This is a genomic window from Pseudarthrobacter lactosi, from assembly GCF_055412785.1.
In genome coordinates this window covers 284,387-309,029 of record NZ_JBVAYS010000003.1, presented here as the reverse complement: position 1 = coordinate 309,029, position 24,643 = coordinate 284,387, and the positions used below count along the sequence as shown (strand labels likewise).

Genomic DNA, 24,643 nt, shown 5'->3' with positions numbered 1-24,643 from the left:
GCGCGCGCCTAGAATGTCTGTCAGGAACCTCACAATGCCGAGCAATGTTGGAGACACCATGACTACTGACACATCGACAGACCAGCAGCTCCCCGCGGCGCACGTCGCCGACAGCCACGATCTGATCAGTGTGCAGGGTGCCCGGGAGAACAACCTCAACGACATCAACATTGAGATCCCCAAGCGGCGCCTGACAGTATTCACCGGGGTGTCCGGATCGGGTAAGAGCTCACTGGTGTTCGCGACGATCGCCGCTGAATCCCAGCGGATGATCAACGAGACCTATAGCGCCTTTGTGCAGGGGTTTATGCCCAACCTGGCGCGGCCTGACGTGGACCACCTCGAAGGGCTCACCACGGCGATCATCGTTGACCAGGAGCGGATGGGCGCGAACCCCCGCTCCACCGTGGGCACTGCCACGGACGCCAACGCCATGCTCCGGATCCTCTTCAGTCGGCTGGGAAGCCCGTATGTCGGCCCGCCCACGGCGTTTTCCTTCAACGTCCCCACGCGTAAGGCCAGCGGTGTGATGAGCACCGAGAAGGCCGGCGGCCGGGTGGAGAAGGCCGTGGTGCAGAACGCTGTCTACCTGGGCGGCATGTGTGCGCGCTGCGAGGGGATGGGCTCGGTCTCCGACTTTGACCTCACCGCTTTGTACGACGACACCAAGTCCCTCGCCGACGGTGCCCTGACCGTTCCCGGCTACAGCATGGACGGGTGGTACGGCCGCCTGTTCGAGGGCATGGGCCTGCCGATGGACAAGCCGATTGCCACGTTCACGAAGAAGCAGCTCGAGACGATGCTGTACGCCGAGCCCACCAAAATCAAGGTTGAGGGCATCAACCTCACCTTCGAGGGCATCATCCCCAAGATCCAGAAGTCCATGCTGTCCAAGGACGTCGAGGCGATGCAGCCGCACGTGCGGCGCTTCGTGGAGAGCGCCATCACTTTCCAGGCCTGCCCCGAGTGTGAGGGCACGAGGCTCAGCCCCGAGGCCAGGTCCGCGAAGATCCACGGCAAGAACATTGCCGATCTTTGCGAGATGCAGATCAGCGACCTGGCCGAGTGGGTCCGCAAGTTCGACGAGCCGTCGGTTGCGCCGCTCCTCAAGGGGCTGCGCCACCTGCTGGATTCCTTCACCGAAATCGGGCTGGGCTACCTCTCCTTGGACCGCCCGGCAGGCACCCTCTCCGGCGGCGAGGCACAGCGAACCAAGATGATCCGGCACCTTGGCTCGTCCCTCACGGACGTCACCTACGTCTTCGATGAACCCACCATCGGCCTGCATCCGCACGACATCGAGCGGATGAACCAGCTGCTGCTGCAGCTGCGCGACAAGGGCAACACCGTGCTGGTGGTTGAACACAAGCCCGAGACCATCGCCATCGCCGACCACGTGGTCGATCTCGGCCCCGGCGCCGGCACCGCAGGCGGCAGCGTCTGCTTCGAGGGCACTGTGGAGGGGCTGCGGCGAAGCGACACCATCACCGGCCGTCACCTCGATGACCGTGCGAGGGTCCGGGGATCCGTGCGCAGTTCGACCGGTGTCCTCGAGGTGCGTGGCGCCTCCACGCACAACCTCCAGGATGTCGACGTCGACGTTCCGCTCGGCGTGCTCTGCGTGGTGACCGGGGTGGCAGGTTCGGGCAAGAGCTCGCTGATCCATGGTTCGGTGGCAGGGCGTGACGGCGTGGTGGTAGTCGACCAGGCCGCCATTAAGGGCTCGCGCCGCAGCAACCCCGCCACGTACACGGGCCTGCTCGAGCCGATCCGGAAAGCGTTCGCTAAAGCCAACGGCGTGAAGCCGGCGCTGTTCAGCTCCAACTCCGAAGGTGCCTGCCCCACCTGCAATGGCGCGGGCGTCATCTTCACGGAGCTGGGCGTCATGGCCACCGTCGAGTCAACGTGCGAGGACTGCGAGGGCCGGCGGTTCCAGGCGTCAGTGCTGGAATACAAGCTGGGTGGCCGCAACATCTCGGAGGTGCTGGCCATGTCCATGACAGAGGCCGAGGTCTTCTTCAGCGAAGGGGAAGCCCGCACGCCTGCGGCCCACACCATCCTGGACCGGCTCGTCGACGTCGGACTCGGTTACCTGACCCTCGGCCAGCCGCTCACCACGTTGTCCGGTGGCGAGCGTCAGCGCGTCAAGCTGGCAACGCAGATGGCGGAGAAGGGTGACGTCTACGTCCTGGACGAACCGACCACCGGCCTCCACCTCGCGGACGTCGAAAACCTCCTCGGTCTCCTTGACCGGCTTGTCGAAGCGGGCAAATCGGTCATCGTCATCGAACACCACCAGGCGGTCATGGCGCACGCCGACTGGATCATCGACCTCGGCCCGGGGGCAGGGCACGACGGCGGCAAGGTCGTTTTCGAGGGGACTCCCGCCGAGCTCGTGGCCGCCAAGTCCACGCTCACCGGCAAGCACCTCGCGGCGTACGTCGCCGGCTGAACACCCGCCGGCTGAACACCCGCCGGCTGAACACCCGCCGGCTGAACGCCCGCCGGCTGAATGCCGGTGCCCGGGAAGCGTGCGCTGCCGCAGCCCGGAAGCCCGCCCAGTGAAGTTCGCCTAGGCTGAATGGAAGGCACCAGTCAACCCAAGGGAGCAGTACACCTATGCGATGCATCCGCCGCCAGTTGCTGAGCGTTGTGCTCGGGACCTTCGTTTTCGTAGCCGCGGTCCTGGGATTCGCGGCTCCGGCCTCGGCTCACGATGCCGCGGAGTCCAGCAGCCCCGCGCAGGGCGCCACGGTGCCCACGGCGCCGGGGCAGGTGTCTGTCACGTTCAACAAGAACCCGTTGGGCATCGGTGCACAGTTCTCCGTCAAGGATTCCGCCGGTGCCGAGTGGGCCGACGGCGCGGTTGTGATCGTGGACAGCACGGCCACGCAGAAGCTCAAGGCCGGCGCACCGGCCGGTGCATACACCGTGGCCTGGCGCGTCGTCAGCTCGGATTCCCACCCGATCGAGGGAACGTTCGGCTTCACGGCCGCCGCCGCTGCGGCGGGAGCCGCGCCGTCGGGAAATTCGCCCACGGGAACATCGGCGGCGGGAGCATCGCCGTCGGCCGCCATTCCCACGATGGGAAGCGCGCAGCCGGGAACCGTGGCGACTCCGGCGCCGGCCGAAAACGCGTCCCAGCCGTTCCCCTGGAGCCTGGTGGTCTTCGCTGCAGTGGCCGTGGGACTGCTGGTGGCCATCGGTATCCTCGCGAAGCGCCGCCTCACCACAGGCAGCGACGACGACGAAACCGAGCAGGCCTAGACCGCGGCGGCGCTTTCCGGGTTGACCGAGGCCGAGATGGCCTGGCCCACGGTCTTCGCCTGACGCAGGACTTCCTTGGGTGAGGGCGTGATGAGCTCGCCCACTCCCACGAGGTAGATGCCGATCTGGCGCATCGCGGCCACCAGGTTGCGGCCCACCGTGATGCCGAAGTCGCTGAGCATTCGCCGCAGCTGGCTGTGCGCGCACCGGGTCAGCACAATGTTGTCTGCCAGCAGGATTCCGTTGGGCGTATGAACTTCCCACTGGCCGGACGGAGACCCCGCGGCCATTCCCGTGCCCGGTTCCGTGCTGGTTCCGCCCGGCGCGCCGCCCACCATGATCAGCTGAACCGCCCGCGTGGTGTTGCGGACGTCCATGTGGTGGCTGGCGGCATAGTTGCGCAGGTGGCGAAGGATCTCGTTGCGTTCCCGGAGGGAATCGGAGTCTGCTGCGTCGCAGCGCTGCAGTGAAGCAGTGTTGGCCGGTTGTCCGGCGCCGAGGATGTCGAGCCCGTCCACCACGATGGCGTGCACGCCGCGGCGGCGCAGTTCCGCGCCAACAGCCAGGCCTGAGAGCCCCGTGCCGATGATCACCGTGGTGGTCCGTTCGGTCCCGCCATTCACAGGCATGCTTGACACTACAGTTTTCCTCCTTCAAAGGCTTTCGGATGCAGGCAGCGTCGCCCCGCATGCGTTCCGTTACCCCCAAAGTCCGGCCGCAGCACCGGCCCGGGACGCACCGTGAATTGGGCGTCGGCGGACCGGCAGTGCCTCGAAGACTACAGAACATTAAGGGCCATGGATAGCCCAAACACAAACATTCTTCTCCCCGATGAATACGCTTTCCGCTCCGTTCGCCGTGGGCTGTGGATAACCGGCCACTCAGCGGCCGCGGCCGCTTGCTAAGTGTCCGCGGACCGAGAATAGTGAGAAGCGGAAGCAGGGTTCTCCAGCCCGTCGGGGCACACATCGCGGCCGGTGCGGGCGGAGGGCGCCGCGTCTGGCAGAATAGCCGCAACATAAGGCAGTATCGCGAGGAGGCGGCCCCATGGGCGCACATGAGTTGCATCCGGATCCGGAAGAGGACAGGGCCGGAAATTCGGCGGCTCCGGTGGGGATTGTTGTCGGCGTAGACGGGTCCGACCACGGCCAGTGCGCCTTGGTGTGGGCAGCCCGGGAAGCCGAGCGCCGCCGTCGGCCGTTGCATATTGTCACCGCCTATTCCGTGCCGATATTTGCGGCGTCCGGGCTGGACGGCGGCTACGCCACCGTGGACGATTCCGTGATCCGCGAGGGCGCCGAAGCGATCGTCAAGCAGGCGCTGGACAAGGTTTCCGGCTACAACATCGAGGTTGAGGGCTCCGTGGAGAACGGGGACGCCTCGGGTGTGCTCCTGGAAATGTCCGAGACGGCTGATCTGCTCGTCTTCGGCACCCGCGGCCGGGGCGGCTTTGTGGGACGCCTGCTGGGCTCGGTGAGCAGCGCCTTGCCGGCCCACGCCAAGTGCCCCACCGTCACGGTGCCGCTGGTGTGTTCGGACCGGCTGGGCGAAACCACGGAGGACAAACGCATCAGGGCCGAGCAGGCCAAGCCAGGGCACAAGCAGGTCGAGAACGTTGTTGTGGTGGGCGTGGATGGGTCAGAGCAGGCACGGATCGCCGTGCTGGAGGCTGCCGACCAGGCTGAACGGCTCGGGGCAACCCTGCGCGTGATCTGCGCAGTGCCGCAGTTCAGCGGCTCCCTGGCCTGGGTTCCGGCCCCCATGGACCGCAAAGCCCTCTTCGAAGACATCCGGATCCAACTGGACGCCGGGATGGCCTGGCTCAAGAGCCACTACCCGAACCTGTCCGTGGAGTCGGAGCTGCTGGACGGCTCGGCTGTGGACGTCCTGGTGGAGGCCAGCCGGCACGTAGAACTCGTAGTGGTGGGCACCCGGGGCCGTGGCGGGTTCACCGGCATGCTCCTGGGTTCCACGTCCGGTGGCGTGCTGCACCATGCCAAGAGTCCGGTCCTGGTGGTTCCGGACCGCGACGATCCGCGGCTGGCGGACCGGGCGCAGTTCGGACCGATCCCCGGCGCAGCCTGACCCGACACCTCGCACCACCTTCGCGGCAGGAGGCATGAAAATGCCTGACACCGGCAGCCCGCCTCCCATCCTTGGATTGGAGGCCGTCACCGCAGCAATGGTTCCCCTGGTGGGTGGCAAAGCTGCCAACCTGGGGGAGCTGCTCGCCGCTGGGCTGCCCGTGCCGGACGGCTTTTGCCTCACCACGGAGGCCTACCGTGAGGCGACCACCGTGGATGCGCATCGAAGCGGCGGTCCACTCGCCGAGGTCCACGCGGCGCTGAAAGCAACGCCCGACGGCGACCTCCCTGCCCTGGCTGCGCTGGCGTCCCAGGCACGGGACATGATCCAAAACGCGCCTGTCCCCGCGGAGGTGGCCGCCGCCGTCGAGACGGCCTACGCAGCCCTGGGCGACAACGTTCCGGTGGCCGTCCGGTCCTCGGCCACTGCCGAAGACCTTCCCTCGGCGAGCTTCGCCGGCCAGCAGGACACCTACCTCAATGTGGTGGGTGCCGCCGCCGTTGTGGAAGCCGTGCGTGATTGTTGGGCCTCGCTCTGGACGGACCGGGCCGTCAGCTACCGGGCAAGCCGGGGGATCGACCCCGCTACAGTGGCGCTGGCCGTGGTGGTCCAGCGGATGGTGGATGCCACCGCCGCCGGTGTGCTTTTTACAGCCAACCCGCTGACGGGCCGCCGGAAGCAGGCCGTGATCGATGCCAGCCCGGGGCTGGGGGAGGCCGTGGTGTCCGGGGCCGTGAACCCGGACCATTTCGTGGTTGACCCGCTCACCGGGCGGGTGCTGGAACGCCGGCTGGGGGACAAACGCATCGCTGTCCGGCCGATCCCCGGCGGCGGCACCCGGACGCTCGCGGTCAGCAATGGCGGGGCTGCGGCCTGCCTGACGGACAAGCAGGCCGCCGAACTGGCAGCGCTGGGCCACCGGGTGGAGGGCCATTTTCGCTCGCCACAGGACATCGAATGGGCCATCGCCGGCGACGGCCGCCTTTGGCTGACCCAGTCGAGGCCCATCACCACGCTGTTCCCCGTCCCGCAGCGTGTCGGTGTCCCGCAGCCGGCCGGAGCAGGCACTCCAGGCGGGGACGGCACGCGCGTTTACCTGTGCTTCAGCCTGGCGCAGGGCCTGACCCGCCCCATCACGCCCATGGGCCTGGCTGCTTTCCGCCTTATTGCCTCCTCGGTGGCCCGCGCGGCGAAATTCGACGTGCCGGAGCCGCGCAAGGGTCCGTCGCCGTACGCAGTGGCGGGCCAGCGGATCTATTTCGATCTGACCGCGGTGGCCCGCAGCACCACCGGCCGGCGGATTGTTCCCAAGGTCTTTGACGTGATGGAAGCACGCTCTGCCACGGTGCTGCGCAGGGTGTTCGAGGACCCGCGGTTTTCCGTGACGCGCAGGACGCCGTTGGGCTTGCTGCGGCACGTGGTTCCGGCGGCTGTGCATGCCGGGGTGCCGGAGACGCTGCTCCGGGCAGTTTTCCGCCCGGATGCTGCCCTCCGCCGGACCAACCGGCGCGCGCGCGAGTTCGCCGACTCAGTTGAACCGCCGGCCGGGCTCACCCCGCTGCAGTGCCTGGACCACGCCGAACACCTGCTCGGCACGCGCATCTTCTCGGTGGTGCCGTCCATCCTGCCGCTCCCGGCACTGGGTTTCGCTGCGCTGGCGCTGGCCGGAAAACTGCTGGGCGGCGGGCGGTGGGATGACCTGCAGGTTGTGCTCCGCGGGCTGCCCAACAACGTCACCACCGAGATGGACCTGGAGCTGTGGCGCCTCGCCCAGGTGATTAAGAACGATGGCGGTTCCCGCACCGCCCTGACGGGCCGGAAACCCGCCGAGCTGGCCGAAGATTTCCGCGCTGGCCACCTGCCCGCGGTGCTGCAGTCCGGGCTGGCGCGGTTTATGGGCCAGTACGGGCACCGCGCCGTGGCCGAGATCGACGTCGGCATGCCGCGCTGGTCGGACGACCCCACACACATCCTCGGTATCCTGGCCAACTATCTCCGGCTCGAGGCTTCCGCGCTTCCGCCGGATGTCCAGTTCAGCAACGCCGCCGAGGAAGCCGAAGCCTGCGTTAACCGTCTCGTCGCGGAGGCGCGGAGCCGCGGCCGGCTGCGCGGGGCGGTGGTTCGGGCAGCGCTTCGGCGGACCCGGCTTTTTGCCGGGTTGCGCGAGCTTCCCAAGTACCAGTTAGTGGTGGGCCTCGCCGAGGTGCGGAAACAACTGGCCCTGGCCGGTGCGGCCCTGGCCGAGGCCGGGGTAGTAGCCGAGGCGGATGACATCTTTTTCCTGGACCTGGACGAAGCCAGAGCCGGTCTAAGTTCCGGAACTGACTTCCGCGATCTGGTGGCGCAGCGGCGCGCGGACTACGCCGCGGAACTCGAACGGCGCCACATACCCAGGGTGTTGCTGTCGGACGGCACGGAGCCCGAAGCCATACCGTCCGGCGACGCTGCCGCGGCATCCACGGTGCCGGGGGCACTGAGCGGGAGTCCGGCGTCGGCCGGTGTTGTCACGGCGACCGCCCGCGTGATCCTCGACCCCGTGGGCGCGCACCTGGAACCTGGAGAAATCCTGGTGGCACCGTCCACGGACCCGGGCTGGACGCCATTGTTCCTCACCGCGGGCGGACTGGTGATGGAGATGGGCGGGCCAAATTCCCACGGGGCCGTGGTGGCCCGGGAGTACGGTATCCCGGCGGTGGTGGGCGTCCCGGACGCCACGCTTCGGCTCGAAACCGGCCAGGAAATAACGGTCGACGGCGGCGCCGGAACCGTGGTGCCTTCGTAGCCGGCGAGCCCCGGGGCAGGACTTCCAGAAGAGACGTGTGCGCAGGCGTCCCCAGGCGTAACCTGAAGTATGGGCTCCAAGGATGACGCGGGGCTGGCATGAACCGCGCATGGCTGCGCTGGGTGCCGGCCGCAGCTGTACCTGCAGTGATCGCCGCCGGCGTGCTGGTGGGATCCATTCCGGCGAGGGCCGGCGATCCGTTGCCACAGAAGTCGCCGGCTGAGGTCCTGACCCTCCTTGGCCAGCACAACACCAGGTCATTCTCCGGAACGGTCGAGCAATCCGCCGAGCTCGGCCTGCCCGAACTTCCGGCTGCCGGTCCCACCTCCGGACCGGTCTCGGCGGGCGGAGCTGCCTCAATCCTGGAGTTCCTGACCGGTGAGCACACCGCTCGGATCTTTATGGATGGGCCAACAAAAATGCGGGTCCAGGTGATGGACCGGCTGGCTGAACGGGACGTCATCCGGCGCGATAGCGATGTGTGGTTCTACAACTCCAAGGACAACAGCGCCGCCCACCTCGCCTTGCCCGCGTTCGCCAGTGACCTGCCGCTGCCCGTTCCTGAATTTCCCACACTGCCCGGTGCTCCCGCACTGCCGCCCGGTGTTCCCGCACTGCCGCCCGGTGTTCCCGCACTGCCCGGTGACCTGCCGAGCCGGGACCTGCCGCTGCCCGTTCCGTCCATGCCCATCCTGCCCGGCGACCTCCCCGCCCCACCGGTAATGCCGACACCCGAGGACCTGGCCCGGAAGTTCCTCGCCGTTGTGGACAGTTCCACCGAAGTGACGGTGGGACCGGACGTGGAAGTCGCCGGCCGGGCCGCCTACAGCCTGACACTGGCGCCGAGGACGCAGGGGACGCTGGTTGAGAAAATTGCCATCGCCGTTGACGGCGAGACAGGAATGCCGCTGCGGGTATCGGTGATGGCGCGCGGCCAGGCAGAACCGGCCTTCGAGTCTGGCTTCACCAGCCTGTCCCTGGCAGCCCCTGACAGCTCGGTGTTTACGTTCGTTGCCCCGCCAGGCGCCACGGTCAAAGAGCTGCAGGTACCACCGCTCCGGCTCCAGCCCGGAATGCCGGTCCTCCCTCCCGTTCCCGGCGGGATTACTCCGGGCGTGGTCCCTGACGGGGGCCCGGACCAGCCCAGCGCGCCGGACCAGCCAACGGCACCGGATCAACCCCCGCTCCCGGCAGGGCCGCCCGCCGCGGACCAACCCGACACGGATAAGGTTCCAGGCAGCGGCGCCGGCATGCGGCACCGCGACACGACCCGACCAACGGTGACCGGCAAGGGCTGGGAAACCGTGATCGGGTTCCCCGCGGCACCCGACGGACAAGGGGCTGCCTGGACTGAATCCTTGCTGAAGGATCCGCTGCTGTCCCAGGCCGCCGTCGTCGTGCCCGGTGGACGGCTCCTGTCCACGTCGCTGGTCAACGTCCTGCTGACCGACGACGGCAGGATCTTTGTGGGGATGGTCCCGGCGGAGCGGCTGCAGGCCGCCGCCGGCACGGCGTGACCGCGGCCGGGGGGACGGCTGCCGGGCTAGCGGCCGCCCGGACCAGCGTTGAAAGGAGCGGGACGGCCGGGCTGACCATCGAAACCCAAGGCCTGACCAAGCGTTTCGGCCACCAAGTGGCGGTCAACAACGTGGACCTCGCCGTGCCGCACGGTGCAGTGTTCGGCTTCCTGGGCCCCAACGGTTCCGGCAAAACCACCACCATCCGGATGCTGCTGGGCCTTGCCGCGGCGTCGGCCGGAACCGTCAGTGTCCTGGGACTGCCGATGCCGCAGCGCCTGCACGAGGTCCTGCCGCGCGTCGGTGCCCTGGTGGAGGGGCCGGCGTTCTATCCGTTCCTTTCCGGCACCGCCAACCTGCACCGCCTGGACGCCGCCAGCCGGCATGCGGCCCCCGCTACCCGGACCGCCCGCGTGGCCGCCGCGCTTGACCGCGTGGGTCTCTCACACGCTGCCGGCAAGCGGGTCCACGCCTACTCCCTGGGCATGAAGCAGCGGCTGGGGATCGCCAATGCGCTGCTGTCGCCGCGGGAACTGCTGGTGCTCGATGAGCCCACCAACGGGCTGGACCCGCAGGGAACCCGGGAAGTGCGGAGCCTGGTCCGGTCGCTGGCCGCCGACGGTGCCACCGTCTTTGTGTCCAGCCACCTCCTCGCTGAGGTGGAACAGATCTGCACGCACGCGGCCATCATGAGCGCCGGACGGCTGGTGGCGCAGGGGCCGCTGGCGGAGCTCCGCCAGGCCGGCGAAACGCGGATCCGCCTGTTAACGCCCGACGCCGGGACGGCCAGTGAGGTCCTGCTGCGGTTGGGCATGTCCCCGGGAACGGGAACATCTGAACCGGACGGGGGCGTGCTGACCGCGGTCGCGGCCGCGCCCCGACTGGAGGCCCCGGAGGACATTGTGGCGGAGCTGGTGGCGGCCGGGGTGCGGGTCCGTGGCTTCACCGTGGAGCGGGAGAGCCTGGAGGAGCGGTTTGTTGCGCTCACGGGGGAGGGGTTCGACATTGCCCAATAGTGCTTCTGCAGCCGGCAGTGTTCCGGCAGCCCGTGGCGTTCCTGATGCCGGCAGTGGTTCGCGCACCGGCAGTGGGTCTGAGGTCGGCAGCGCTCCAAGTACGCCCTCGAGCCTGTCCCTGCTGGCGTCTGAGCTGAAGACGTTGTTCCGGCGCCGCCGGACCGCCGCCATGCTGGTGGCCTTGGCCGCGATACCGGTGCTGATCGCCGTCGCCGTCCGGCTCTCGTCATCCGTTCCGGCCGGGAGGGGACCGGCGTTCCTGGACCGGATCAGCCAGAACGGGCTCTTTGTGGCGGTCACGGCGATGCTGGTTTCCGTGCCGCTGTTCCTACCCCTGACCATTGGCGTGGTGGCGGGGGATACCATCGCCGGCGAGGCCAGCCTGGGCACCCTGCGCTACCTGCTGTTGGCGCCTGCGGGGAGGGTGCGCCTGCTGCTGGTGAAGTATGCCGGAGCGCTGGCGTTCTGCATTGCCGCGCCCGTCACGGTGGCCCTTGCCGGGGCGGCGATCGGGGCTTCGCTGTTCCCCGTCGGCCCGGTCACGCTCCTGTCCGGCGACGTCGTCCAGCCGCCTGAGGCCGCCCTGCGGCTGGTCCTCATCGCTGCGTACCTCGCGGTGTCCCTGGCCGGACTCTCGGCGATCGGGTTGTTCCTGTCCACCCTGACGGTGGTCCCGGTGGGCGCCATGGCCGCCACAGTGGTGCTCTCGGTGGTCTCCCAAGTGTTGGACCAGTTGCCCCAGTTGGAATGGCTGCACCCGTGGCTGTTTACGCACTACTGGTTCGGCTTCGCAGACGTCCTGCGCCAGCCGGTGCTGTGGGACTCTTTTGCCAGCAACGCGCTACTGCAGGCGGGCTACGTGGCCGTGTTCGGGGCGCTCGCCTACGGCCGGTTCGTCACCAAGGACGTGCTGTCCTGAGCCTCGAAGCCCTGGGTTTGGATGACCTGCGCTTTGACCCCTGGTGACGCTTTGACCTCTGGAGGCCAGAGCCCTGAGTTGAAGTCCCGGACAGGAGCCCTGGCCGCGTCAGTAGCGGGCTGCGTAAGGGTGGAGCTGCATCCCGGCCATCCAGCTCAACTGGGTCACGCCGATGCCCTCGTCCGGGTTCAGTGCCTGCACTACCTGGCCGTTCCCCAGGTAGATGGCCACGTGATAAAAGCCCGGTGCTGAGCCCCAGACCAGCAGGTCGCCGCGCCGTGCCTGGGAGATCGGCACGTGCACGGGAGCGGCCGCGTACTGCTGCGCAGCCGTGCGCGGCAGGTACTTGCCCGCGGCGGCGAAGGCCGTTTGCACGAGGCCGGAGCAGTCAAAACCGTTGGGGCCGGTGCCGCCGTATTGGTAGAAGTACGGCGACCCCACCTTGGACATCGCCACGGAGACAGCCGTCTCATTGGAGCCACCCGGCGATGGGGCCGGTGTTGGCGCAGGAGCAGGAGCAGGAGCAGGCGCGGGCGCAGGCGCCGGTGCTGGCGCCGGGGCGGGCGCAGGTGCGGGAAGAGGTGCGGGGGCGGGTGCTGGGGCCGGTACGGGTACTGGAGCAGGGGCCGGTGCGGGTGCGGGTGCCGGAGCGTCGGCGGGCCGGTCTGCTGCTTGCGCCGCCGCAGCCCGATCAGCAGCCGCAGTGAGCTCGGCGAGCCTGGCTTCCTCCCGCTGCCGGTCCAAAGCGTCAATGCGAGCTGACTCGAGGGCCACTGTGGTGTCCCGCAGCTGGGCGAGTTGATCCACGAGGATTGTCCGCTGCGCCGCGGCTTCGGCTACGGCCTTCGCTTGGGTGGCGTTGGCCTGTTCAGCCTCTTCCTTGCGGGCTTCGGCCTTCTGGGCGGCGTCGTCGGCGGCCCGGTTGGCGTCGTCGGCGGCGGCCGTCAGGGACTGCGCTGCGGACGCGGCCGAGGCTGCTGATTCGAAGGCGCGGCTCCGGCTGGCCGAGATGGCTTCCAGCGTTGCGGCCTGATGCAAGGCTTCGGCGTTGCCGCTGACGAACGTGCCCAGCGTAGGGTTCAGCCCGCCGTTGCGGTATAGGTCGCCGGCGAGCTGACCCACCTGCTTCCGGGTCCTGTCCTGTTCCTGCGTGGCCACGGTGGCTTTCGCCATTGCCACTTGCGCCGCCGTCCGGCGGTCCTGCAGTTCAACCAGGGCTTCGCCGTAGGCGTTATTGGCCTGCAGCGACAAGGCAAACGTGGCTTGCTGGGCGCTCTTGGCGTCCGCCAGGAGGCGTTCGATGATGGTGACCTGATCCGCCGTCGCGCGTTCACTCGCCTTGGCTGTGGCGATGTCCTCCGGGGTGGGAAGCTCCGGCGACGCCGGGCGCTGGAGACTGGGAGCCTGCGGCGGCGCTGCCTGGGCCGGAAGGGTCATGGTGCCGAAAAGTACGACGGCGGTGCACAGCACGGCGGCCTTCAGGCCGGATCCGGTCAATCCCATTCGCAGAACCTCGCACGCAGTAAGGCTGGGGGAGCGAGGTCTGGTGGCGGCACAAGGAGCCCCTCTGCTGATCTCCCAGCAGTCCGAGGCTACGTCAGCGTGTGCACTTTGGCAACACTAGTCACATCAATAACATAAACAACAAGAGTGCGGTTCCGGCACATATCGATCCGGCGTGTCGCGAATCGATCCCATCGCAGGGGAGATCTCTCCATGCCGGAACTGACGCGGGAACCGTAGCATTGGGGGAGTATTACAGCGATGGGGGAGCTAACCGTGGAGCCGACATGGGGCATTGAAGGTCCAGACTTTCTGGCGTGGTACGTGGCGTTGGGGTTCTTGCTTGGCGTGTGTATTTTTCTGCTCCGCCTGTTCACCGGCGGATTGCTCCCGCTCCGGCGAAAGGTTGACCCGCATTCCCTCGCTCCGCTCGATCTGGCCTACCTGAGCGGCGGACCGTTCCACGCTGTGGCCGTCAGCCATTGGCTCGCCACCAACCCAAGCAGCGAACAGTACTCCCCGGAAGAACGGCGATTCCTGGACGCCAACTGGCAGGATCCCCTGTTTCAGGCTGTTGGCGCCAGCGTACGGAACGCCGCGGTTACGCCGAAGTCGTGCCTCGCGGATGCCTTTGTCCAAGGGCGCCTCAATGACCGCCACGCCCGGCTGGCCCGGCTAGGGCTGCTGCGCAGCCGCGGCGTCATGGTTGTCCTCCGGGCCCTCAAATGGGCCATCATTCTGCTTCTGATCCTCGGTGTGGTGCGCGTGGCAGCGGGCATCCTGAACGGCCGTGCAACCACCGACCTGGTGGGCGCAATCATCGCAGGCCTCTTCGCCCTGTTTGTCCTGGCCATAAAAATCCCGACCATCACGCAGCCCGGTATCCAGGTGCTTCGTGAACTCCGGCGGCAGAACCAGGACCTCAGGCCCGACAGGCCAGCCGGCTACTCCGGAGCCGTCCCGGCCCGGGTTGCGCTGGGTGCGGCGCTTTTTGGCACGGCCGGCCTGTGGGTGGCCGCCCCCGCCTATGCCGCCACGATGGGTATTCCGGTGGCGGGCGCGGGGGCAGGCGCGGGGACCTATTACGGGGACCCGGTGTCATCCTCGGACTCATCCTCCGGCAGCGGCGGCAGCTCGTCCTGCAGCAGCGGCGGCGGCAGCTGTGGTGGCGGCGGCTGCGGTGGCTGACGGCGGGCTTCTATCGCCCGGCCTTGGGATCGGCTGGCGGCCGGGCCTGGCCGGACCCATCGCGCGGTTGTCAGGCCTGTCCTTTGTTGAGGCGGTGGCCGAAAACCTGCACGATCACGGCAGGGGCATCGAGGTCCCCGCACCGTTGCAAGAGCTGATCGACGGCGGAGCGACCGTCGTCGCGCATGGCATCTCGCTGTCCCTGGGGTCGGCCGGCGAGGTGGACCAAGCCCGGCTGTCGCACCTGCGGAAAGCCGGAGAGGCGGTCCGCGCTCCGCTCGTCAGCGAGCACATCGCCTTCGTCCGCTCCGGCGGCCACGTCCCGGCAGGGGCGCCGCACGCCGATCTCCTTGAAGCCGGCCACCTGTTGCCCGTGCCGCGGAACAACGACTCGTTGCTGGTCCTCACAGCCAATGTGCGGCAGGCACAGGCCGGCCTTGACGTGCCGCTCGCCCTGGAGCCCATCGCGGCCCTGGCCGAATGGCCGGACAACACCCTGACCGAGGGACAGTTCCTGACCGAGTTGCTGGAGCGGACATGTGCGCTGCTGGTGCTCGATGTGGCCAATGTCTACGCCAACGCCGTAAACAACCGCCGTGATCCCCTGAAAGCCCTCCTTGAATTTCCGCTTGAACGGATCGCGTACTGCCACATAGCCGGGGGAGCCGTGCTGGATGGCCTCTATCAGGACACACACCAGGAGCCGGTGCCCCGGGAAGTCCTGGAACTAGCCGCCGAACTCGTCAGGGTCACGGGGCCCCTGCCGCTGATGCTGGAGCGGGACGGCAATTTCCCGCCGGAACAGGTCTTCTTTGCTGAGCTTGACGCTATTGCCGACGCCGCCGGAACTCCGCGCGTGACGCCGGTGGCTGAGGCCAGGGGCATCGCCTGATGGGGGTCGAATCCGCGCTGGCGGCGGCACGTTCGGTGTTGGCCGCACGGCAGCAGGAACTGGTGACCGCACTGGTGGCCGACGGTCCTGTGCCCGAGGGATTTGATCCCGAGCGTGTGGCTGCCGTCCGGTTGGGGCTGGCCCGCAAACGGCTGGGTGGCCTGGGGCAGCATTTTCCGGCGCTGGTGGCCGCCATACGCGCCGATCCTGCACTATGGGACCTGTATTTCGGCTGGCACGTTACGCACCACCCGGGGCCCGGCTATTTCGCCGATGGTGCAGGCCTGATCGACTTTCTGGATGCGTCGGGGAACCTCCCCGCAGCTGCCACCAGGGAGGCTCTGATGCTGCGGATGGACACTGCGCCGGGACCGGAGGGGGAACGAATCCCGGCCTCGTGGGTTGGGCTCCGCCGCGTGCGCGTTGGGGGTGCCCGGTGGTGGGCAGCCGGTAGTCACCGCCGCTGGGTCTGGCTAAGCGGTCCCCGCTGACCCACTGAATGCCCCGCCGTCGTCGTCCTGCTGGGAGTCCTGCTACGCGTGCTGGCGCGATTCGTGCTCCGAGTGGCTGGCGGGCTCCAGCTGGAAAGTGCAGTGCTCGGTGTCAAAGTGGGAGCCCAGGCAGGTGGTGAGCTTGTCCAGGAGCTGATCGGCGCCGCGGGCATTGAGGACGCCGTCCTCCACCACCACGTGGGCCGAAAACACCGGCACGCCGGAGGTGATCGTCCAGATGTGGATGTCATGGACATCCACCACGCCGTCAACGCTGAGGATGTGCTCTCGGATCATCTGCACCTCCACGCCTTTGGGGGTCGCCTCCAGCAGCACGTCCACCACATCGCGCAGCAGGCTCCAGGCCCGCGGCAGGATCATCAGGGCGATAAGTACGGAGGCGATCGTATCGGCGGCCTGGTAACCGGTGAACATGATGACCAGGGCAGCAACGATCACGGCGACCGAGCCCAGCAGGTCGCCCAGGACCTCAAGGTAGGCGCCCCGGACGTTCAGGCTGTCCTGGTGCGCGCCGCGCAAAATCAGCAGCGAGACCAGGTTGGCCACCGCGCCCAGGATGGCGGCGAAGAGCATGATGTCGGTGTGGACCTCGGGTGCGGAGCCGATCCGGCGGATGGCCTCGGTGAAGATGACCACGGAGATGACAATCAAGATCAGCGCGTTGGCCAGGGCTGCCAGGACCTCGGCACGCTGGTAGCCGTAGGTCCGCTGATCGCTGGCCGGGCGTCCCGCAATCCAGGCGGCCAGGAGCGCGATGGTCACGCCGGCCGCGTCTGAAAGCATGTGGCCGGCGTCCGCCAGCAGGGCCAGTGATCCGGACAGCGCCGCGCCGATCACCTGGACCACCACCACCGCAAGAGTGATGGCCAGGACGGCGATGAGGCGTTTGCGGTGCCGGCCCGTTGCCGTGATCCCGTGCGTGTGGCTGTGGTCGTGTCCCATGCCTACAAGGCTAGTCCCAGCCGAGCTCGTGCAGCCGCCGGTCATCGATGCCGAAGTGGTGGGCGATCTCGTGGACCACAGTCACAGCCACTTCCTGGATCACCTCGTCGCGGGACCCGCAGATGTCCAGGATGGGTTGGCGGAAGATGGTGATCCGGTCCGGCAGCGAACCGGCATCCCACCACGAATCCCTTTCCGTCAAGGGAACGCCCTCGTAAAGGCCCAGCAGAACGGTGTCCGGGTCCTCGCCTGGGCCGGGCACGTAGTCGTCCTCGACAAACACGGCGACGTTGTCCATGGCGGCCGCCAGCTTGGCGGGAATCAGTCCCAGGGCATCCGTGACAGCGGCTTCGAAATCGTCAGCGGACATCTCAAACGGACCGGACTCTTGCGGGCCATCCGGGATGATGGGCAGGCCGGGCGGCAGGTTGGCGGGCATAAGCAGACTCTAGTCCGCAGCCGGGTGGGCGTGCATACTGAAACCCGTCACTGACCGCCTTGTGAGGAGCCGGATGTCCGTCCGCCATCGCCTATTCGCCGCAACTTACGATGCGTTATCGGCCTCTGTGGAGCGCCGGGAGCTCGCCCCTCGCCGGGCGCTGCTGCTTTCCGGGCTGACAGGAACCGTGGTGGACGTCGGCGCAGGCACCGGGGCGAACCTGCGGCACTTCCGCCACGCTGAGCGGGTAATCCTCGTAGAGCCGGACCGTTACATGCGGGCCAGATTGAGCGCACGGCTCGGGGAGTCATCGGTTCCGGTGGAGATTTCCGACGACGATGCGGAGCACCTGCCGCTGCCGGATGGCGCGGCGGACGCTGTTGTGTTCACCCTGGTACTTTGTTCGGTGCCGGATCAGCGGCTTGCCTTGTTGGAGGCGCGCAGGGTGCTCAAACCCGGCGGGACACTAGCGGTGCTGGAGCATGTCCGCGGACAGGGCCGGGCGGCCCGCTGGCAGGACAGGTTCGACGGTCTGTGGGGCCGCTGCGTGGCGCCCGGGTGCCACCTCAATCGGAACACGGTGGCATCCATCGGCGAGGCCGGGTTCGAATTCACGGAGGTCAGCAGGTTGGAGGCCCCCGCTGTTGCCCTGGCGACGCCCATCATCGCGGGTACGGCAAAGGCGAGCCCGACTCTTCGCTGAGCGGCGCCCCTACCGGGACCTGCGGCGGGTCAGGCCCACACCCACCAGGCAGACCACCCCGCCCACCAGGCCCAGTAATGCGGGCACTTCGCTGAGGAGCAGCCAGGAGATCAGGATGGTGGTGCCCGGCACAAGATAGGTGGTGGCCGCCAATTTTCCGGCATCAATCAGGGACAGCGCGTAGGCCCAGGTGGTGAAGGCGATGGCGGTGGGGAAAATGCCCAGATACACCAGGCCCAGTGTTGCCGGCAGCGGTGCCGACTGCAGCTCAGACACCAGCTGGCCGCTGAACGGCAGGCAGCAGACGGCCCCCACCATGATGCCGAACCAGGTGGCCTGGGCCGCCGGGAACTTCCGCAACACGGGCTTCTGGATGATGACGCTGACGGCGGCGAGCACGGCGGCAAGGAGGCAAAGCAGCACGCCCGCCACATCCGCCGTCGAACGTTCCCCGGAACCCGTGCCGGAGCCGAGCGCGATCAGCGCTACCCCGCCGAACGCCACCAGGCTCCCGATAATGAGCCAGCGCGGGAAGCCTTCCTTCAGGAAGAATCCGGCCATAATGGCCACCAGGATGGGGTTGACGTTGATCAGCAAGGCGGCGGTCCCGGCGTCCAGCAGGTGTTCCGCCGCGTTCAGGGCCACGTTGTAGCCGCCGAACCACATGACGCCGTACCCCAGGATGGGCCACCATTCGCGGCCCCGCGGCAGCAGCTTGCTTTTGGCCAGTTGTGGCAGCACCAGTGCGCCGAGCACGACGGCGGCAACCGCCAGCCTGCCCAGGGTCAGGGAGCCAGGGGAAAAGGTAGGCCCGATCGCCCGGATGCCCACAAACGCCGACGCCCAGAGCACCACGGTGACCACCACGGCAGCGACGCCGAGCGCGTTGGAACGGCCAGGTGGCGGGCGAAGCGCGGTTGATGTTGCTGCGATGGGAGGGGTGCTTGAAGCCATGCTGCCAATCTATCCCCGCGGCAACGCCGGCAGCTGGCGGGAATCGGTCACGTCTAGTCGAGTTTCTGCCAATCCCGGGCCGACCACTCCAGCAGCCGCTTCAGTGGCCAGGTGGTCACGATGCGCTCCGTAGGCACGTTGTTGTGCGCGGCACGGGCGGCCCCGTACTGGAGGAAGTCGAGCTGGCCCGGAGCGTGGGCGTCGCTGTCGATCGAAAACAGGCAGCCCGCGTCGAGGGCCAGCTGGATCAGGTCGTCCGGCGGGTCCTGCCGCTCGGGGCGCGAGTTGATCTCGACCGCCACATTGTTTTCGGCGCAGGCGGCAAAGACCTTCCTGGCGTCGAAGTCCGATTGCGGGCGCGTGCCACGGGAACCCTCCACCAGGCGTCCGGTGCAGTGGCCCAGCACGTTGGTCCGGGGGTTCTGGATGCCCTGGAGCATCCGCTGGGTCATGGTGGCGCGGTCCGCCCGAAGCTTGGAATGGACGCTGGCCACCACAATATCCAGCCGGTCCAGCATCTCCGGCGACTGGTCCAATTCGCCGGATTCCAGGATGTCCACCTCGATGCCGGTCAGGAGCCGGAATCCGTCGCCGTCACCTGCGGAGGCGGTACCTGCCGAGCTCTCACCTGCCGAGGCGGCGTTGATGGCGGCCACAACGTCGAGCTGTTCGGTCAGGCGCTCCGCGGTTAGCCCGTTGGCGATGGTCAGGTTGGGGGAGTGGTCTGTCAGTGCCAGGTACTCGCGGCCCAGCAGCCGGGCGGCATCGGCCATCAGCTGGATGGGGGAGCCGCCGTCGGACCAGTCGCTATGGCTGTGGAGGTCGCCCCGGAGGGCTCCGTGCAGTGCGGCCCCGCCGTCCGCAAGAGGCGCCGCGCTGCGCTGGCGAAGATCCTCAAGGTACTCGGGCACCTCGCCGTCCACGGCCTGCCGGACCACCTGGTAGGTCCTGTCGCCGATGCCCTTCATGCTCTTGAGCCTGCCGTCCCGGGCCCTGGCTGCCACCTCGGACGGGTCAAGCCCGGCGATAATCCCGGCGGCCTTCCGGAAGGCCTGGACCTTGAACGTGGCAGCGCGTTCCCGTTCCAGCCAGAAGGCAATTTCATTGAGTGCGGCGACGGCATCCATCTGTCCATCTTCGCGTGTTCCGGCCGCTTGAGTCAGGTGTCCGGGAGCCGATTTTGAGTTATTCCCACCGAGGCCCTATAGTTTTAGAGTCCAGTTCGGAGCAACTGCAAACGAGAAGACTGAGAGCCACGGCTTGAAGCCTTTTATTTTGTGCCGAACGGGTTCTGGCCCCCATCGTCTAGCGGCCTAGGACACCGCCCTTTCACGGCGGCGGCACGGGTTCGAATCCCGTTGGGGGTACGCAAGGAACTGGTCTGGCAGGCTGAAAACGTCTGGTAAGCTGGAAGCCTTGAAAAAAGCGGTAGCGATGCCGCGAAGCAAGAAAATCAAGGCCCTGTAGCGCAGTTGGTTAGCGCGCCGCCCTGTCACGGCGGAGGTCGCGGGTTCAAGTCCCGTCAGGGTCGCTCTGATTGCTGGAAGAAATTCCGGCGGTCAAGGTGACATGTCACCTAGGCTCTGTAGCTCAGTTGGTAGAGCGTTCGACTGAAAATCGAAAGGTCACCGGATCGACGCCGGTCGGAGCCACCACTGGGAAGCATCAGTTCTTCGGAACTGGTGCTTTTCTTCTTTAACAACCACCTGCTTCCCGGCCGGTCCATGACGCGCACATTCCTTGCCGACGCGCACATTCCCTGGTGACACCGAAATATAGGTGCGTCAGGGATTTTCCGTGTCGCTGGGGAAATTGCGCGTCATAGGGGTTCCACGCGACGAAGCCATGCACCACGGAAAGTTCTTTACGCCAGCCGTTGACAGGTCCCATGTAACGCGCGTAACCTAAATCACACGCAGCATGTAACGCGCGTTACTAAATGAATCCGGCCGGTCACCAGACAGGCCCCACGCAGAAGTCCCGGAGCATTCAATGGCGAACAGCAACCCACCCGCACCTGCCGCGAAGAGGCGCGCAGCAGGTACGACGGCGGCAGCCCCTGCGCAGCGTGGAGTCACCATGGCGGATGTGGCCAAGCACGCCGGGGTGTCCCGCACCGCTGTGTCCTTCGTCCTCAGCAACCGGGAGCACGCCAACGTCTCGCAGGACACCAAGCACCGCATCCTTGAGGCGGTCCAAACACTCGGCTACCGTCCCAACGCCGGCGCTCGGGCCCTGGCCTCCCAGCGAAGCGACTGGTACGGCATCGTCACGGAGATTGTCACGGCACCGTTCGCCGTGGACATCATCAAGGGCGCACAGGACCAGGCCTGGCTGTCCCGCCGGTTCCTGCTCATCGCGCCCTCCGACCAGGCCGATGCCGTAGGACCCAACCAGGGCATGGAGGATGCAGCCTTTGAAAAGCTACTGGAGCAGAGGGTGGAAGGACTTCTGTACGCGGCCACCTTCCACCGGGCCGTGCACGTTCCGGAAAGCGCCCATGAGGTGCCCACTGTCCTGATCAACTGCTTCGACGCGGACGGGAAGCTGCCCTCGATCGTCCCGGACGAACGCGCAGGTGGGCGCGTCGCCGTCGAGCGCTTGCTCCAGGCAGGCCACTCCAGAATCGGTGTCATCAACCTGGATCCGAACATCCCCGCCGCCGTCGGACGACTGGAGGGGTGCCGTGAAGCGCTCGCCGCAGCAGGGCTGGAACTGGACCCTGATCTTCTAGTCTCGGGATACGCGACGGCGGACGGCGGCTACGAGGCAGCCTGCCAAATTCTTGATAGATATCCCGCTGGGGACGGCAGGCCAACTGCCCTGTTCTGCCTCAACGACCGGATGGCCATGGGCGCCTATGACGCCATCAAGGAGCGCGGGCTCGCCATCCCCCAAGACATCGCCGTGATCGGCTTCGACAACCAGGAACTCATTGCGGCCTACCTCAGGCCAAAACTGACCACGGTTGCGTTGCCCTTCGAGGAGATGGGTGCGCTGGGTGTCCAGACACTCGCAAGCCTTACAGCAGGACAGCCGATCATCGCCCATCAGCAAATGGTCGACTGTCCGCTGCTAGAACGCTTTTCAGTCTGACGGCAAATCATTACCTGAAAAGCAAACCCCAACCACACCTTCAGCGATGAAGAGAGGAAAGAGATACCCATCATGACACAACAGCGATTCTTCAGGGCTGCCCGAATCACGGCGGCCGGCCTGGCCGTGGGAGCCCTCCTGCTCACCGGCTGCTCAGCCAACCAGGGCACAACAGGTGCAACCGGCGCCTCAGCCGAGAGCGCATTCCTGACCATTCCCCGCGAGGACATGGGCACGTTCGTCCAGAACTTCAACCCCTTCGCACCCACGGTGAACCCCATGGTGCAGCAGTCGATCTACGAGTCCCTTCTGATCTTCAACCCGGCAAAGGGGGACACAACGCCGTGGCTCGCCACTGAGTGGCAGGCGGCAGCCGACGGCAAGTCCATCACCTTCACCCTCCGCGATGGAGTGAAGTGGTCGGATGGAAAGCCGTTCGTCGCAGAAGACGTGGCGTACACGTTCGAACTGCAGAAGAAGATCAAGGGCGGCTTTGAATACCTCGAAACGGTGACCGCCGACGGCGCCAACAAGGTCACCTTCAGCTTCAACAAGCCCTGGTCGCCGGCCCTGTACGACCTCGGCCAGCTCACCATCCTGCCCAAACACATCTGGTCCGCGCTTGCTGACCCGGGCAAGGACACCAACGCAACGCCGGTGGGCACCGGCCCGTACACCGAGGTGGACAGCTTCCAGGCCCAGTCCTTCGTGCTGAAGAAGAACCCCAACTACTGGCAGCCGGAAAAGCAGAAGATCGCCGGCATCAAGATGCTTGCCTTCGCCGGGAACGACGGCGCCAACCTCGCCGCCGCGAACGGCGACGTCGACTGGGCGCCGCAGTACATTCCGAACATTGAAAAGACCTTCGTCTCCAAGGACAAGGAACACCGCCAGTACTGGTTCCCGGCCACGGGCGCGACCATCAACTGGCAACTCAACACCACCAAGGCACCCTTCAACGACGTCGACGTCCGCAAGGCACTCAGCATGGCCGTGGACCGCGACCAGGTGACCAAGATCGGCATGAGCGGCTACGCGAAGCCGGCCGACTGCACAGGCCTGTCCGGCAACTATGAAAAGTGGAAGAACGCCACCGTCAAGGACAACTGCACGTGGACCAAACTGGACGTGGACGCTGCGAACCAGCTGCTGGACAAGGCCGGCTTTGCCAAGGGAGCCGACGGCAAACGCACGCTGAAGGACGGCAAGCCCTTCGAGTTCAAGATCTCCGTGGGCGCTTCTTCGTCCGACTGGCTTTCCGTGGCCAACGTGATTTCCCAGAACCTCGCCGAGGTCGGCGTGACGGCCAAGGTTGATTCCCCGGACTGGGCGGCTGTTGTAGCCGGCTACGAGACGGGCGACTTCGATTCGGGCATCGTCTGGAGCGCCAACGACCCCAGCCCGTACAAGTACTTCAACAACGCAATGGGCACCGCATCGGTCAAGCCGGTGGGGACCAAGACGTTCGACAACTACCACCGCTTCGGGGACGCCAAAGCAGACGCGCTGCTCGCCGAGTTCGCCGCGGAAGCCGACGAGGCCAAGCAGCAGGACATCGCCGACAAACTCCAGGAAGAATACAACGACGCCGCGCCCGTGGTGCCGCTGTTCTCCGGCCCGGAATGGGGCGCCTTCAATGACACCCGGTTCACCGGCTGGCCCACGGAGGACAATCCCTACGCGACCCTCTCGGTGAAGTCGCCCACCACCGTCCTGGTCCTGACGACGCTGGAACCGCGCAAGTAGCGCGTCGCCACCCTTTCTCCTGGCGGGCCCGCGCCTCTTCCAATGGGGCGCGGGTCCGCCACCCAAAAACTTTCCGCAATTCCCGAATGGAGGGAAACCGTGCGCTTTATCCTGCGCCGCCTGGGTTTCTACCTGATTGCCTTCTGGGTGTCCATCACCCTGAATTTCCTGCTCCCACGCTTTATGCCCGGCGACCCCGTCTCCCGGATGTTCGCCCGGAACCAGGACCGTATGCAGCCTGAGCAGATCGAGCAGCTGCGCAAACTGCTCGGCGTGGACGACCGGCCGCTCTGGGAGCAGTACTTCGGCTACCTACACAACATGCTTACCGGCCAGATGGGGGTTTCCATGTCCCGCTTCCCCGCTCCGGTCACGGAAGTGATCGGTTCGCAGGTGGGCTGGACGCTCCTGCTGGGCGGGACCGCACTTGTGATCGCCGCCGTCGTGGGCAACCTGTTGGGAATCCTGGCGGCGTGGCGCCGCGGCGGCGCCGTTGACTCGGCGCTCCCGCCGCTGCTGATCTTCATCGGCTCCTTTCCCTACTTCTGGCTCGCGATGGGCGCCCTCTACCTGTTCGGCGTCACGCTGGGCTGGTTCCCCATCCGGCACGCCTTCAGCGACACCATCACCCCCGGCTTCAGCTGGGAGTTCGTGTCCGACGTCGGCATGCACCTGGTGCTGCCGGCCCTCACCATCGTGCTGGTTTCGATCGGCGGCTGGATGCTGGGCATGCGCAACACGATGATCGCCACCAACGCGGAGGACTACATCACCATGGCCGAGGCGAAGGGCCTGCGCCCGGGCCGGATCATGTTCCGCTACGCCGCCCGCAACGCCATGCTGCCATCCGTGACCGCCTTCGGCATGAGCCTGGGGTTTGTGGTGGGCGGTGCCCTCCTGACCGAGGTGGTGTTCGCCTACCCGGGCGTCGGCTACCAGCTGCTGGCCGCCGTGCAAGGACTCGATTACCCGCTTATGCAGGGCCTGTTCCTGACCATCACGGCCGCCGTGCTGCTGGCCAACTTCCTGGTGGACATCCTCTACGTCCGCCTCGACCCGCGCGTGCGCAGCAACTAGGACTG

At 67.0% G+C, this 24,643-nt stretch carries 20 protein-coding genes and 3 tRNA genes; 17 read left to right on the top strand and 6 right to left on the bottom strand.

The window, feature by feature from the left end:
* Positions 1-58: 58 nt before the first annotated feature.
* Both ACZY0Q_RS14900 and ACZY0Q_RS14895 read left to right on the top strand, forming a co-directional pair.
* Positions 59-2,452, top strand: a complete 2,394-nt coding sequence (locus tag ACZY0Q_RS14900; protein ID WP_463917982.1) for an ATP-binding cassette domain-containing protein — start codon at positions 59-61, stop codon at positions 2,450-2,452.
* Between the two features lie 167 nt (positions 2,453-2,619).
* Positions 2,620-3,267, top strand: a complete 648-nt coding sequence (locus ACZY0Q_RS14895; protein ID WP_463917980.1) for a copper resistance CopC family protein — start codon at positions 2,620-2,622, stop codon at positions 3,265-3,267.
* On the opposite strand, the gene ACZY0Q_RS14890 is transcribed toward ACZY0Q_RS14895, so the two are convergent.
* The gene (locus tag ACZY0Q_RS14890; protein WP_463918667.1) at positions 3,264-3,896 is read right to left on the bottom strand and encodes an FAD-binding protein; all 633 of its coding nucleotides are present in this window, start codon (positions 3,894-3,896) and stop codon (positions 3,264-3,266) included. The genes ACZY0Q_RS14895 and ACZY0Q_RS14890 overlap by 4 nt on opposite strands.
* Positions 3,897-4,314: 418 nt before the next feature.
* Between ACZY0Q_RS14890 and ACZY0Q_RS14885 the strand changes: the two genes are divergently transcribed.
* The 5 genes from ACZY0Q_RS14885 (at position 4,315) to ACZY0Q_RS14865 (ending at position 11,586) form a co-directional block, all read left to right on the top strand.
* On the top strand, positions 4,315-5,352 hold the full coding sequence (locus ACZY0Q_RS14885; protein ID WP_463917978.1) for a universal stress protein: 1,038 nt from the start codon (positions 4,315-4,317) through the stop codon (positions 5,350-5,352).
* Positions 5,353-5,392: 40 nt separating this feature from the next.
* Entirely contained in the window at positions 5,393-8,134 is a 2,742-nt protein-coding gene (locus ACZY0Q_RS14880) for a PEP/pyruvate-binding domain-containing protein (protein ID WP_463917976.1), read from the top strand.
* Between the two features lie 98 nt (positions 8,135-8,232).
* On the top strand, positions 8,233-9,651 hold the full coding sequence (locus ACZY0Q_RS14875; protein ID WP_463917974.1) for a LolA family protein: 1,419 nt from the start codon (positions 8,233-8,235) through the stop codon (positions 9,649-9,651).
* Positions 9,652-9,722: 71 nt separating this feature from the next.
* Positions 9,723-10,667 (top strand): ABC transporter ATP-binding protein, encoded by a 945-nt coding sequence (locus ACZY0Q_RS14870; RefSeq protein ID WP_463918666.1) that lies wholly within the window; start codon positions 9,723-9,725, stop codon positions 10,665-10,667.
* 112 nt (positions 10,668-10,779) lie between these two features.
* On the top strand, positions 10,780-11,586 hold the full coding sequence (locus tag ACZY0Q_RS14865; RefSeq protein ID WP_463918665.1) for an ABC transporter permease: 807 nt from the start codon (positions 10,780-10,782) through the stop codon (positions 11,584-11,586).
* A 108-nt stretch (positions 11,587-11,694) separates the two neighbouring features.
* Here the strand turns inward: ACZY0Q_RS14865 and ACZY0Q_RS14860 are convergent, their stop codons facing one another.
* Positions 11,695-13,089, bottom strand: a complete 1,395-nt coding sequence (locus tag ACZY0Q_RS14860) for a C40 family peptidase (RefSeq protein ID WP_463917972.1) — start codon at positions 13,087-13,089, stop codon at positions 11,695-11,697.
* A 348-nt stretch (positions 13,090-13,437) separates the two neighbouring features.
* On the opposite strand from ACZY0Q_RS14860, the gene ACZY0Q_RS14855 reads away from it, so the two are divergent.
* From ACZY0Q_RS14855 to ACZY0Q_RS14845, 3 genes are read left to right on the top strand one after another with little or no spacing between them, the layout of a single operon-like run.
* Positions 13,438-14,277: a TIGR04222 domain-containing membrane protein gene (locus ACZY0Q_RS14855; RefSeq protein WP_463917970.1), complete on the top strand. Its 840-nt coding sequence runs from the start codon at positions 13,438-13,440 to the stop codon at positions 14,275-14,277.
* The gene (locus tag ACZY0Q_RS14850) at positions 14,252-15,169 is read left to right on the top strand and encodes an MbnB/TglH/ChrH family RiPP precursor modification enzyme (RefSeq protein ID WP_463917969.1); all 918 of its coding nucleotides are present in this window, start codon (positions 14,252-14,254) and stop codon (positions 15,167-15,169) included. The genes ACZY0Q_RS14855 and ACZY0Q_RS14850 overlap by 26 nt, the downstream gene beginning before the upstream one ends.
* Positions 15,169-15,660, top strand: coding sequence for a hypothetical protein (locus ACZY0Q_RS14845; RefSeq protein ID WP_463917968.1), 492 nt, complete (start codon positions 15,169-15,171; stop codon positions 15,658-15,660). Before ACZY0Q_RS14850 ends, ACZY0Q_RS14845 begins: the two co-directional genes overlap by 1 nt.
* A gap of 42 nt (positions 15,661-15,702) precedes the next feature.
* Here the strand turns inward: ACZY0Q_RS14845 and ACZY0Q_RS14840 are convergent, their stop codons facing one another.
* Entirely contained in the window at positions 15,703-16,623 is a 921-nt protein-coding gene (locus ACZY0Q_RS14840; protein WP_463917966.1) for a cation diffusion facilitator family transporter, read from the bottom strand.
* Positions 16,624-16,633: 10 nt separating this feature from the next.
* Positions 16,634-17,062: a metallopeptidase family protein gene (locus ACZY0Q_RS14835; RefSeq protein ID WP_160677193.1), complete on the bottom strand. Its 429-nt coding sequence runs from the start codon at positions 17,060-17,062 to the stop codon at positions 16,634-16,636.
* A 73-nt stretch (positions 17,063-17,135) separates the two neighbouring features.
* On the opposite strand from ACZY0Q_RS14835, the gene ACZY0Q_RS14830 reads away from it, so the two are divergent.
* The gene (locus tag ACZY0Q_RS14830; RefSeq protein ID WP_463917964.1) at positions 17,136-17,765 is read left to right on the top strand and encodes a class I SAM-dependent methyltransferase; all 630 of its coding nucleotides are present in this window, start codon (positions 17,136-17,138) and stop codon (positions 17,763-17,765) included.
* A 9-nt stretch (positions 17,766-17,774) separates the two neighbouring features.
* Here ACZY0Q_RS14830 and ACZY0Q_RS14825 read toward each other — a convergent pair whose 3' ends face one another.
* Entirely contained in the window at positions 17,775-18,719 is a 945-nt protein-coding gene (locus ACZY0Q_RS14825; protein WP_463917962.1) for a DMT family transporter, read from the bottom strand.
* A 53-nt stretch (positions 18,720-18,772) separates the two neighbouring features.
* Positions 18,773-19,846 (bottom strand): PHP domain-containing protein, encoded by a 1,074-nt coding sequence (locus ACZY0Q_RS14820; RefSeq protein ID WP_463917961.1) that lies wholly within the window; start codon positions 19,844-19,846, stop codon positions 18,773-18,775.
* A gap of 167 nt (positions 19,847-20,013) precedes the next feature.
* Between ACZY0Q_RS14820 and ACZY0Q_RS14815 the strand changes: the two genes are divergently transcribed.
* The 6 genes from ACZY0Q_RS14815 to ACZY0Q_RS14790 all read left to right on the top strand — a co-directional run bounded on the left by ACZY0Q_RS14815 (position 20,014) and on the right by ACZY0Q_RS14790 (position 24,638).
* Positions 20,014-20,086, top strand: a tRNA-Glu gene (locus tag ACZY0Q_RS14815).
* 90 nt (positions 20,087-20,176) lie between these two features.
* Positions 20,177-20,250 (top strand) — tRNA-Asp (locus ACZY0Q_RS14810).
* Positions 20,251-20,298: 48 nt separating this feature from the next.
* A tRNA-Phe gene (locus ACZY0Q_RS14805) sits at positions 20,299-20,374 on the top strand.
* A 424-nt stretch (positions 20,375-20,798) separates the two neighbouring features.
* Positions 20,799-21,815 carry a LacI family DNA-binding transcriptional regulator gene (locus ACZY0Q_RS14800; RefSeq protein WP_463918664.1) on the top strand — a complete coding sequence of 339 codons (1,017 nt, stop codon included), beginning with the start codon at positions 20,799-20,801 and terminating at the stop codon, positions 21,813-21,815.
* A gap of 72 nt (positions 21,816-21,887) precedes the next feature.
* The gene (locus ACZY0Q_RS14795; RefSeq protein ID WP_463917959.1) at positions 21,888-23,561 is read left to right on the top strand and encodes an ABC transporter substrate-binding protein; all 1,674 of its coding nucleotides are present in this window, start codon (positions 21,888-21,890) and stop codon (positions 23,559-23,561) included.
* A gap of 99 nt (positions 23,562-23,660) precedes the next feature.
* On the top strand, positions 23,661-24,638 hold the full coding sequence (locus ACZY0Q_RS14790) for an ABC transporter permease (protein WP_463917957.1): 978 nt from the start codon (positions 23,661-23,663) through the stop codon (positions 24,636-24,638).
* The last annotated feature ends 5 nt before the right edge of the window (positions 24,639-24,643 follow it).